This window comes from Paraburkholderia tagetis (assembly GCF_022213065.1).
Lineage (GTDB): Bacteria > Pseudomonadota > Gammaproteobacteria > Burkholderiales > Burkholderiaceae > Paraburkholderia > Paraburkholderia tagetis.
Genome location: NZ_JAKLJA010000038.1, coordinates 57328 through 68538, shown reverse-complemented (window position 1 = coordinate 68538; position 11211 = coordinate 57328). Strand labels below are relative to the sequence as shown.

At 65.6% G+C, this 11211-nt stretch carries 7 protein-coding genes and 1 tRNA gene; 2 read left to right on the top strand and 6 right to left on the bottom strand.

What is annotated here, in order from left to right:
- Window positions 1-313 precede the first annotated feature (313 nt).
- Window positions 314-2152, top strand: coding sequence for a hypothetical protein (locus L5014_RS30430; RefSeq protein ID WP_238467503.1), 1839 nt, complete (start codon window positions 314-316; stop codon window positions 2150-2152).
- Window positions 2153-2238: 86 nt separating this feature from the next.
- On the opposite strand, the gene L5014_RS30425 is transcribed toward L5014_RS30430, so the two are convergent.
- The 3 genes from L5014_RS30425 to pepN all read right to left on the bottom strand — a co-directional run bounded on the left by L5014_RS30425 (window position 2239) and on the right by pepN (window position 6437).
- Window positions 2239-2314: transfer RNA gene (locus L5014_RS30425), tRNA-Thr, on the bottom strand.
- A gap of 65 nt (window positions 2315-2379) precedes the next feature.
- Window positions 2380-3396 carry a class 1 fructose-bisphosphatase gene (locus L5014_RS30420; RefSeq protein ID WP_238467502.1) on the bottom strand — a complete coding sequence of 339 codons (1017 nt, stop codon included), beginning with the start codon at window positions 3394-3396 and terminating at the stop codon, window positions 2380-2382.
- A gap of 329 nt (window positions 3397-3725) precedes the next feature.
- Window positions 3726-6437 carry an aminopeptidase N gene (gene pepN, locus L5014_RS30415; protein ID WP_238467501.1) on the bottom strand — a complete coding sequence of 904 codons (2712 nt, stop codon included), beginning with the start codon at window positions 6435-6437 and terminating at the stop codon, window positions 3726-3728.
- Between the two features lie 264 nt (window positions 6438-6701).
- On the opposite strand from pepN, the gene L5014_RS30410 reads away from it, so the two are divergent.
- Window positions 6702-7403 (top strand): DUF4136 domain-containing protein, encoded by a 702-nt coding sequence (locus L5014_RS30410; protein WP_238467500.1) that lies wholly within the window; start codon window positions 6702-6704, stop codon window positions 7401-7403.
- A gap of 96 nt (window positions 7404-7499) precedes the next feature.
- On the opposite strand, the gene guaD is transcribed toward L5014_RS30410, so the two are convergent.
- From guaD to xdhC, 3 genes are all read right to left on the bottom strand, one after another.
- Complete coding sequence (gene guaD, locus L5014_RS30405; protein ID WP_238467499.1) at window positions 7500-8807, bottom strand: guanine deaminase; 1308 nt, start codon at window positions 8805-8807, stop codon at window positions 7500-7502.
- A gap of 177 nt (window positions 8808-8984) precedes the next feature.
- Window positions 8985-10028: an adenosine deaminase gene (locus L5014_RS30400; protein WP_238467498.1), complete on the bottom strand. Its 1044-nt coding sequence runs from the start codon at window positions 10026-10028 to the stop codon at window positions 8985-8987.
- A 34-nt stretch (window positions 10029-10062) separates the two neighbouring features.
- On the bottom strand, window positions 10063-11205 hold the full coding sequence (gene xdhC, locus L5014_RS30395) for a xanthine dehydrogenase accessory protein XdhC (RefSeq protein ID WP_238467497.1): 1143 nt from the start codon (window positions 11203-11205) through the stop codon (window positions 10063-10065).
- Window positions 11206-11211 lie beyond the last annotated feature (6 nt).

Here is an 11211-nt window from a genome sequence, read left to right as displayed (position 1 = left end):
TCTGAATCTGCTCAAACGAGATACGACCACGAAAGCTGGGCTGAAAAACCGAAGGCTCAAAGCCAGCGCCAGTGATCCGTACCGCGAGAAGATCCTCGGCCTTTGAGCTTCATGCGATTGCCATGGAGGTGTGGTGTGTGCGGCGTGGTTTTCAGCATTGTCTGATTCGGCCGCCACGCGATCTTCGTTATCTTTAAAAAAGCGTCGGCGCACGCGGTGTGGGGCCTCGACCTACGGTTGCCAATCCTGCCGTTTGCCTGTCACTTGCCATCTTCAATCCCGGTATCGCGCAATTTAGTTGCGCGAACACACAATGACAAATCAAAACGGTGCCGAAACGGCTGCTGTAGCAGCCGACGACTCGTGCACGCATGCGGCGCTTGCGCTCGCTGATCACCACTTCGACAACGGCCGAATAGCTGAAGCGCTGCGCGCCTATCAGGACGTGCTTGCGACGCAGCCGTGCCATCTGCACGCATTGCATCGCACGGCGCTCGCGCATTTTCGCGGCGCAGAGCGGGCGCTCGCGCGCGACTATCTCGAGCGCGCATTGAACGTCGCGCCGCAACACGCCGATCTGTGGGAGCAGCGCGGGCTGATCGCCGCGCTGGCGGGCGAGCACGTTGCGGCCGAGGCCTTTTATCATCGCGCCATCGCGCTAACCGGCGGCACGGCCAGCCTGCATCGCAACCTGGGCGACGTGCTAAAGCTCGCTGGCCGCCGGGCCGAGGCGTGCGCGCATTACGAAAAAGCACTCGGGTTCGATCCCGCGCTTCACCACGCCGTCCACCGTCTGGCCATGTTCAGTCTCGAAGACGGGCGTCACGCAGACGCCGTGGATTATTTGCGTCGCGCGTGGACGCTTGGTGCCGCGCGCCTGGCCGACGGCATCGAATTGATCAAGGCGCTGTCGCATCTTGGACGCACCGACGAAGCGGATGCCCAGATCGCGCGTATGCGCACGACATTCGCGGCGGATCCTCGTGCGCTCGATGAACTCGCTTTCCACTTGAACGAACTTCACCGCTACGAAAAGGCCTACGCCGTTGCTACGCAGGGGCTTGCGATGGATGCTGCGCGCGCAGGCTTGCATCACAACGCCGCTTACGCATCGAACATGCTCGGCGATCACACGCGCATGAGGCAGCACAGCGTTGAGGCCGCGCGCCTGATGCCCGACGACGCACATCTTCAGTTCAACGTTGCGGTGTCGCTGCTGCGTGACGGCGAGTTCCAGGAAGGTTGGCGGCATTACCGCTGGCACGAACGTCTGCCGCAGAACAGCACGCTGGTGCAGCCCGGCTTCCCGGAATGGTCCGGCGAGCCCGTCGCCGGCCGCCGCTTCCTGCTGGTTGGCGAGCAGGGGCTGGGCGATCAGATCCAGTCCCTGCGCTATGCCCGCTGGCTGCAGCGCCAGGGCGCAACCGCGGATGTCTGGGTTAGCGAGGCGCTGGGCGATGCAGCGGCATGTGCGAGTGGGGTAAGCCGGGTCTGGACTGAGCTGCCGGCTGGTCCCTATGACTACTGGTGCCGTATGTTTCGTTTTCCTGAGCATATGAAGCTGACCACGAGCATGTTGCCGCTTGCAATGCCGTACCTCAGCGCGTCTTCCGAAGTCATCGGCCGTTGGCGCGAGCGGATTGCCGGCTCGACCAGCGTGACCCGCGCGATCAGCGCGAACGCGCGCAAGCGCCGCGTAGCTCTGGTGTGGGCCGGCAATCCCGATTACGAATTCGATCGCTATCGTTCCATTGCCCTGCGTGTGTTGCATCCGGTACTTGCGCGCAGCGATGTGGCTTGGTTCGCGCTGCAGAAGGGCGCTGCGCAGCGTGACGTGGAGGCCCTGCCGCCCGGCATCGACATGACGCTACTCGGGCCGGAGATCGCGAGCTTCACCGATACGCTCGCCATCGTGCAGTCGCTCGACCTCGTGATCACCGTGGATACGTCGGTTGCTCACCTCGCGGGCGCGGCGGACGTGCCGGTGTGGATCCTGCTGCCGACCTGCACTGACTGGCGCTGGATGACGGGGCGCAACGATACGCCGTGGTATCCGTCGGCGCGGCTTTTCAGGCAGCGCGAGCTGGGGCGCTGGGATGGCGTGATCAAGGAGGTGGGGGAGGCGCTGGATGCGTTGCCGGCGCACGGTTGACGGTATGTCCGTTGCCGCGATGAAGGCGGCGGCGGCACAAAGCAAAAAGCCCAGTCGACGACTGGGCTTTTTGCTTTGAAACTTGGTGGTGCCGGAAAGAGGAATCGAACCCCCGACCTTCGCATTACGAATGCGCTGCTCTACCGTCTGAGCTATTCCGGCGTCACATCAGAGAAGGAAGATTATAGGAAAGATCCTCAGGGTATGCAAGCCCTTTCCTCATCTTTTTACTTTTTCGCTTCCTGATGGTAGCGGGTCACGCGTTCCACCTCGTTCTTCGAGCCGAGGAACACCGCGACGCGCTCGTGCAGGCTCTTCGGCTGGATGTCGAGAATGCGCTGCTGGCCGTTGGTCGCCATGCCGCCCGCCTGCTCGACGATGAACGACATCGGGTTCGCTTCGTACATCAGGCGCAGCTTGCCGGGCTTCGACGGATCGCGGCGGTCGGCCGGATACATGAAGATGCCGCCCCGGCTCAGAATACGGTGCACGTCGGCGACCATCGAGGCAATCCAGCGCATGTTGAAGTTCTCGCCGCGCGGACCATCCTTGCCCGCGTTCAGCTCGCCGACGTACTGCTGCACCGGCTCATACCAGTGGCGGGCGTTCGATGCGTTGATCGCGTATTCGCGCGTTTCCTCGGGAATGCGCATATTGCTCTGCGTGAGCACCCACGAGCCGAGTTCGCGGTCGAGCGTGAAGCAGTTCACGCCGTTGCCGGTCGTGAGCACGAGCACAGTTTGCGGGCCGTAGACCGCATAGCCCGCCGCGACCTGTTGCGTGCCGGGCTGCAGAAACGATTCTTCGGTGGCCTGCTGGCCGTCCGGGCAGCGCAGCACCGAGAAGATCGTGCCGATCGACACGTTAACGTCGATGTTCGACGAGCCGTCGAGCGGGTCGAACACGAGCAGGTACTCGCCCTTCGGATAATTGGCCGGGATCGGGAAGAAGGTTTCCATTTCCTCGGACGCCATGGCCGCGAGGTTGCCGCCCCATTCGTTGGCATCGAGCAGGATCTCGTTCGACAGGATGTCGAGGTTCTTCTGCACTTCGCCCTGAACGTTCTCGCTGCCGGCGGTGCCGAGCGCATCGCCGAGCGCGCCCTTGCTGACGTTGTAGCTGATCGCCTTGCACGCGCGCGCGACAACTTCGATCAGCAGACGCAGATCGGCAGGCAGGTTGCTGTGCTCGCGCTGCTGCTCGATCAAGTATTTCGTGAGAGTGGTACGACGTTGCAATGCCATTGCAGTACTCCGGATGCGCTTGGGGGATAGCGCAATTCTACCTGCTGGACGGGGGCACGGCCCGTTTGCGGCACTGCAAAAAAAAGCCGCCGATGCGCTGTCTGGCGCGCCGGACGGCCCATTCGGTCAATCCCGAAAATGCGTCCGATCGTGCTGGAGCCTGGATCGGGCAGAAAAATAATGCAGAAAAAATGCATGCAAATGCCGGCCGCGAAGGGCAGCACAGCCGGCAGGGCGTGTGGAGTGAGGCGTGCGCATGATCTGGCAGGGCGCGAGCAGCCGGACTACGCCCGTGCCGCACCGCGCCGCAATGCCAGGCGCCAGACCTGTTACGCCAGCGCCTTTTCCACGATCTCGCGCACGTCGCGCGACTTCGCCTGTGCGGCAACCTGCTCGAGCGCGGCGCGCATCGCGTCGCGCAGCGCAGGCGTGAAGCGGCGCCACAGTTCGAGATTGCGTGCAAGACGTGCGGCAACCTGCGGGTTGATGGCATCGAGCGCGATGACCTGCTCGGCCCAGAACGCGTAGCCCGAGCCGTCCGCCGCGTGGAACTGCGCCGGATTCGCCGCGCAGAAGCTGAAGATCAGCGAGCGCGCGCGGTTCGGATTCTTCAGATTAAAGGCCGGATGACGCATCAGCGTGCGTACCGTCTCGATCATCGGGCGCTGCGCCGTGCCGCGCTGCGTGGCCTGCAGGGAGAACCACTTGTCGATGACGAGAGGCTCTTTCTCGAAGCGCGAGTAGAAGTCGGCGAGCGCCTGCTTCGCGTAGTCGCCGCCCGTGCCCGCCGCGGCGTTCATCAGTGCCGAAAGCGCGGCCGCGCGATCGGTCATGTTGTTCGCGGCGGCGTATTGCGCGCTGGCGAGGCGCACGGCGTCGGCGGGATCGGCCAGTTCCGAAAGGTACGCGAGCGCGAGATTCTTCAGGCCACGGTGGCCCGCGGCTTCCGGCGTGGGCTCATAGGCGCCCGGCGTGAGGTTGGCGTCGTAGGCGGCGAGCCATTCGGTCTTGAGCGCCGTGGCGAGTCCCTTGCGCACGAACTGGCGCGCGGCGTGCACGGCGGCGGGATCCGACTCGGCCATCTGCTCCGCGAGATAGGTTTCCGACGGCAGCATCAGGGCGAGTTCGCGGAACGACGGCGAGAGCGAGGCGTCGTTCAGCACGCGGCTAAAGGCCTGAACGAGCGCGTCATTCATCTCGAGCGGCTGCCGCGCGCCGGCACGTGCTGCCAGCGCGAGCAGTTCGCGCGTGGCGAGGCGCTGGCCTGCTTCCCAGCGGTTGAACGGATCGCTGTCGTGCGCGAGCAGGAACGCGAGTTCGTCGTTGCCGTAGTCGTATTCCACGATGACGGGCGCCGAGAAGTTGCGCAGCAGCGAGGGCAGGGGCTTTTGCGCGACTTCCACGAAGGTGAAGGTCTGCTGCGCTTCGGTCAGTTCGAGCACGCGCGTCGTGCTCGCCGTGGTGTTGGCGCGCTGTTGGTCCTCGTGTTCGCCTTCGAGCTTGAGCGGCAGGTCCGCGCCGTCGGGGCCGATCAGGCCGATCGCAAACGGGATCAGAAGCGGCCCCTTCTGCGTTTCGCGCGCGGCCGGCGAGCCGTTCGCATAGCCCTGCGCGAGCGTCACGCTATAGCGCTGCGCGGCTGCGTCGTATTGGGTGGTGACGGTGACGCGCGGCGTGCCCGCCTGGCTGTACCAGCGCTCGAACTGCGCGAGGTCGCGGCCATTGGCGTCGGCCAGCGCGCGGCGGAAGTCGTCGCAGGTCACGGCCTGGCCGTCGTGGCGCTGGAAGTAGAGGTCCATGCCCTTGCGAAAGCCGTCGCGGCCGAAGAGCGTCTGATACATCCGCACGACTTCCGCGCCCTTCTCGTAGACGGTCATCGTGTAGAAGTTGTTGATCTCGACGTAGCTCTCGGGGCGCACCGGATGCGCCATCGGACCCGCGTCCTCGGCGAACTGCATCTGGCGCAGCACGCGCACGTCCTCGATGCGCTTGGTCGCGCGCGCGGCCTCGTTCTCGTCGCCGCCCGACATCGCCGCCGAGAACTCCTGGTCGCGGAACACCGTGAGGCCCTCCTTGAGGCTCAGCTGGAACCAGTCGCGGCAGGTCACGCGATTGCCGGTCCAGTTGTGGAAGTACTCGTGGCCCACCACGGCTTCGATGTTGGCGAAGTCGACGTCGGTGGCCGTTTCAGGATTCGCCAGCACGTACTTCGTGTTGAAGATGTTGAGCCCCTTGTTCTCCATCGCGCCCATGTTGAAGTCGCTCACGGCGACGATCATGAAGCGGTCGAGATCGAGCTCGAGGCCGAAGCGCCGCTCGTCCCAGCGAATCGAGTGGATGAGCGAGTCCATCGCGTGGCGCGTCTTGTCGAGGTCGTGCGGCTCGACCCACACCTGCAGCAGCTTCTCCTTGCCCGAGCCGGTCTTGATGCGCTCTTCGAGCGCGACCAACTGGCCGGCCACCAGCGCGAACAGATAGCTCGGCTTGCGAAACGGGTCTTCCCACTTCGCATAATGGCGGCCGTCGGGCAGATCGCCTTCTTCGATGAGATTGCCGTTCGAGAGCAGCACCGGGCACGCGGTTTTGTCGGCGCGCAGCGTGACGGTGTAGGTCGACATCACGTCGGGGCGGTCGAGAAACCAGGTGATGCGGCGAAAGCCTTCCGCTTCGCATTGCGTGAAGAAGTTGCTGCTCGACACATAGAGCCCCGAGAGCGTGGTGTTGGCTTCCGGGTTGCTCGCGCCGGTGAGCGTGAGCGTGAACGCGTCGGGCACATTCTCGACGGTCAGACCGTGCTCGTGCGCGCGCACGTTCTCGTAGGCCTGGCCGTCGATCTGCGCGCCGATGAATTCGAGTTGCTCGCCCATCAATTCGAGGTGCGGCGCGGGCGTGGCATCGGGATTGCGGCGCACGCGCAGTGTGCTCTTGACGACGGTGCGCTCGGGCACGAGGTCGAACTCGAGGTCGACGGTGTCGATCAGGAAGGCGGGCGGCGCGTAGTCTTCGCGGCGGATCACGGTGGGCGTAGCGGTATCGGACATGGTTTCGTGCGGGGAAGCTTCGGGTCGGATAGCGATATAGGGAGGCCGCCCGGGGGAGCGGTCGACCGCCCCATTGTACAAAGGCGCGGCCGGCTTGTCCGATGCGGCCCGAAAGCGTGTGTCGCGGCGCCGGGCCGAACTTTCCCGTCGGCGCGCGAGTCAGTATGATCGGGGCCTGTCGCGAAGATCGCCGCGGGCTGACTACGATACGACTGCGAGGCGACCGCTTTTCACCACCACTGCCACGACTGCAACGAGAAGACCATGATGCCCGACCGATGGACCCGCCGTGCTTTGCTGATGCTGGCGGCGCTTGCCGTGACGCTATCCGGCTGCACCACCTACGTGACGAGCCAGGTGACGGCGTTCTCCGCGTGGAGCGGCGGCAGTGACGCCACGCGCACTTACGCGTTCACGCGCAATCCCGACCAGCAGCGCAGTATCGAGCAATCGACCTACGAGAACCTCGTCGCCGACGGGCTTTCCTCGTATGCGTTCCGCCAGGTGCCCGAGCGGCAGGCGCGCTATCTCGTGGGCCTCGCCTACGGTAGCCGCATGGACACGGTCACGGTCGCGCAGCCGGTGTTCTACAACCCGTGGCCGGCCCCGTACTGGGGGCCTGTCAATCCGTGGGGGCCTTGGGGTCCCTGGGGGCCGACCTACGTGAACCAGACCTATCCGGTGTACTCGCATGCGCTCGGCATACGCATCACGGAGCAGGCGAGCGGGAAGGAAGTCTATAACGTGACCGCACGCACGTCGGGCGACGATCCATCGCTCGTGCGCGTCATGCCGTATCTGGTGCGCAGTGCGCTTACGAACTTCCCGCTGCAGAACGGCTCAGTGCAGCAAGTGAAGCTGCCGGTGGACAAGAATGGCGGGGCGCCGAGCGAGGCGCCGGCAGGAGCGCCGCGGTCGGCGGCAGCGCCAGCGGCCGCGTCGGCTGGGGCTGCGCCGGCGAAGTAAATCGGTTAAGTCGGCTTCATGCAAAGCGCGTCGGACCTGCCAGTCCGGCGCGCTTTGCTTTTGGGGCAGCGTCTAGCGTTTTGGTGCAGCGGGCTTTTAGCGCTTTGCCTCATCGCGGCTGTGCACGCGCGCACCAGCCGCGTAGGTCTCGAACACGGCGCGGTCGTCGCCGAGCAGGGCGAACGCGAACAGCAGCTCTTCGAGCGAATCGGCGCGCGCGGTGCGGCGCTTGAGCAGCGGCGTCGCCTGCGGGTCGAGCACGACGAAGTCCGCTTCGCTTTGCGGCGCGAGCGTGCCGATCTTGTCGGCGAGATCGAGCGCGGCCGCGGCGCCCGCCGTGGCGAGCCAGAACATGCGCGTGGCCGTCAGATGATGCCCGCCCATGCGCGCGACCTTGTGTGCCTCGTTCATCGTTTGCAGCATCGAGAACGAGGTGCCGCCGCCCACGTCCGTCGCGAGCGTGACAGGCATCTCGGCCGCCAGCGCCTTGTCGAAGTCGAACAGGCCGCTGCCGAGGAACAGGTTCGAAGTCGGGCAGTGCGCGGCGACCGTGCCGGTTTGCGCCATACGGCGGCGGTCCTCGTCGTCGAGCCAGATGCAGTGGCCGTACACGGCGCGGCGACGCAGGAGTCCGTAATGATCGTAGACGTCCAGATAGCTGCGCTGGCGCGGGAACAGCTCCTTCACCCACTTCACTTCGTCGAGATTCTCGGCGACGTGGCTCTGAATGAAGATGTCGCCGTGCGCCTTCGCGAGCGCCTGGCACGCTTCGAGCTGCGCTTCGGTCGAGGTGGGCGCGAAGCGCGGCGTGAGCGCGTACATCTGGCGGCCGTTGTTGTGCCAGCGCGAGATGAGTTCGGCGCTGTCGTCGTAGCCGGTCTGGGGCGTGTCGCGCAGGAACTCGGGGCAGTGGCGGTCCATCAGCACCTTGCCCGCGATCATGCGCATGTTCTTCGCGGCGCTCGCCGTGAAGAGCGCATCGGCCGACTGCTTGTGCACCGTGCAATAGACGAGCGCCGTGGTCGTGCCGCACGCGAGCAGTTCGTCGACGAAAAAGCGCGAGGTTTCGAGCGCCACGTTTTCGTTCGCGAAGCCGCGCTCGGTCGGGAACGTCCAGGTCTCGAGCCACGGCAGCAGACCCGGCGCCGGCGAGGCGATCATGTCGGTCTGCGGGTAGTGGATGTGCGTGTCGATGAAGCCCGGCACGATCAGCTTGTCGCGCAGGTCATGCACCGTCGCGCCCTCGGCCACGCGGGAGCGCAGCTCGGACCACGCGCCCGATGCGCTCACATGGCCGTTTTCGACGATCACGACGCCGTCCTCGTGGAGCACGGCGGCGTCGGGCGATTGCGCGGGATCGCCGGTGAACGTCAACAGTTTTGCGCGGTAAGCCGATTGAGTCATGGGAACTTCGTCTCCGAAAATTTCAGGTATTCATGAGCAGGATTCGTGCGCCGCTCCTGAAAACGCGGCGCGCAAAAGCCCTGGGGCCGGCGCTCGCGCGCCGGTCCTCATCGAGGGTGAAGCCTGGGGCCTGTTATTCGCGGGAACAGGCCTTGGGTTGGAACGTCCTGCGCGGGGTCAAGCCACGGCGCTGCTCCAGTACTGATCGAGCTTTGCGATCAGCGCGGCGCGTGTTTCGGGCGACACAAAGGAGGCCTCGAAGCTGTTGCGCAGGATCGTGTACACCTCTTCTTCGTCGAGCTTCAGCGCAACGATGATGGCGCTGTAGTTCTCGTTCACGTAGCCGCCGAAGTAGGCGGGGTCGTCGGAGTTGACGGTCACCGCGACGCCTTCGTCGAGCAGCTTCTTGAGCGTGTGCTTGGTCATGTCGTCGAACACGCAGAGCTTCAGGTTCGAGAGCGGGCAGACGGTGAGCGCGACGCGCGTGTCGGCGAGGCGCGTGACGAGCGCCTTGTCCTCGATGCTGCGCACGCCGTGATCGACGCGGTCGACCTTGAGCAGATCGAGCGCCTCATAGATGTAAGCGGGCGGGCCTTCCTCGCCCGCATGCGCGACGAGTTTCAGGCCCTTCGCGCGCGCCTTCTCGAACACGCGCTCGAACTTCGAAGGCGGATGGCCGCGCTCCGACGAATCGAGGCCCACGCCGATCATGCGCGGGTAGCGATCGAAGAGCGGCAGCGCCGCGTCGAAGGTGGCGAGCGCATCGGCTTCGCTCAGATGGCGCAGGAAGCAGAGGATCAGCTTGCTCGTGAGGCCGCGCTTTTCGGCGTCGGCGAGCGCGCGGTCGATGCCCGCGACCACGGTTTCGATCGGCACGCCGCGTTCGGTGTGCGTTTGCGGATCGAAGAATATTTCGGCGTGCACGACGTTGTCCGCGAGCGCGCGCTCGCAGTAGGCCATCGTCATGTCGTAGAAGTCCTGCTCGGCGAGCAGCACGCTCGCGCCCGCATAGTAGATGTCGAGGAACGACTGCAGGTCGGTGAACGCGTAGGCCGCGCGCAGCACTTCGATCGACTCGTAGGCGAGCTTGACGTTGTTGCGCTGCGCGAGCGCGAAGATCAGCTCGGGCTCGAGCGAGCCTTCGATATGGATGTGCAGCTCGGCCTTCGGTGCGCGCGCAGCTTTCTGCACGAGCGGGTTGGCAAGGGGCGTGATGGTCATGATTCGTTCGATGGGGTTCGTTCGTTGAGTGGCATCACGCGGAATGGGCCGTGCCGGAAGCCGCAACGTCTGCATGCGCTGGAGCATGCACGCCTGCCGTGGCAGCTTCGATCGCCTGCAGCAATTGCGCGGCGGTCGAGATCGCGATGACCTCGGGCGACTTGTCGACGATGCCGTCCACGCCGAGCGGGCACCGCATGCGTGCTATCTGCAGCGGGTCGATGCCGCGCGCGGCGAGCCGGTGCTCGAACTGCTTGCGCTTCGTATGCGAGCCGATCATGCCGAAGAACAGGAAGTCGCCGCGGCGCAGGATGCGCTCCGCAAGATCGAGGTCGCGCGAATGATCGTGCGTCATCACGATGAAGCTCGTGCCCGGCGGGGCGGCGTCGATGGCTTCGTCGGGCGCGTCGTTGGCGTCGATCGCGACGTTGGGCGCACCCAGTGCCGCGAATGCTTCCGGCGAGGGGAACGCAGCGTCGCGCTCGTCCACCCAGCGCACGCGGCAGGGCAGCGTGCCGAGCACGCGCACGAGCGCTGCGCCTACGTGGCCCGCGCCGAACAACACCACAGGCCAGTCGTTTGGCGCGATGGTTTCGGTGAGCAGCATCGTGCCGTCGCCTTGACCCGGCGTGCCCGTGTCCCAGAGCAGGCAGTCGGGCGTCTGAACGCCTGGCTCCGGCTCCGAGAGCATCACGGCCGAAGCCGCCGCGGCATCGGCCGCTGCCGTGGCTGAGGTAGCGCCCGCGCTGCTGGCATCGGCGCCGGATGGCGTCCCATTCCGCGAGGAGCGGAATGATACGCTACGAACGGTCGAGGCGCCCGCCGCGAGGCGCCGCGCGAGTGTGGCGAGCCAGCCGAGGTCGGAGACGTCGAGCCGCTCGAACGCGAGCACGACCGCGCCGCCACAGCACTGGCCGAGGCTCGGCCCAAGCGCGAATCGCTCGAGGCGTCGCGCATGCGGCGTGCGCATGCCGTCGCGCAGCACCTGGCGCGCGGTCTCGATGGCCTTCCATTCGAGGTGACCGCCGCCGATCGTATGGCGGGCCGCTTCGCGCGTGACGATCATCTTCGTGCCGGCCTCGCGCGGCACCGAGCCTTCGGCGCGCGCGACGGTCACGAGCACGGCGGCGTCGCCGTGCGCGAGCAGGTGTTGAAGATCGGTGACCCAGGCTTGCATCCGTCG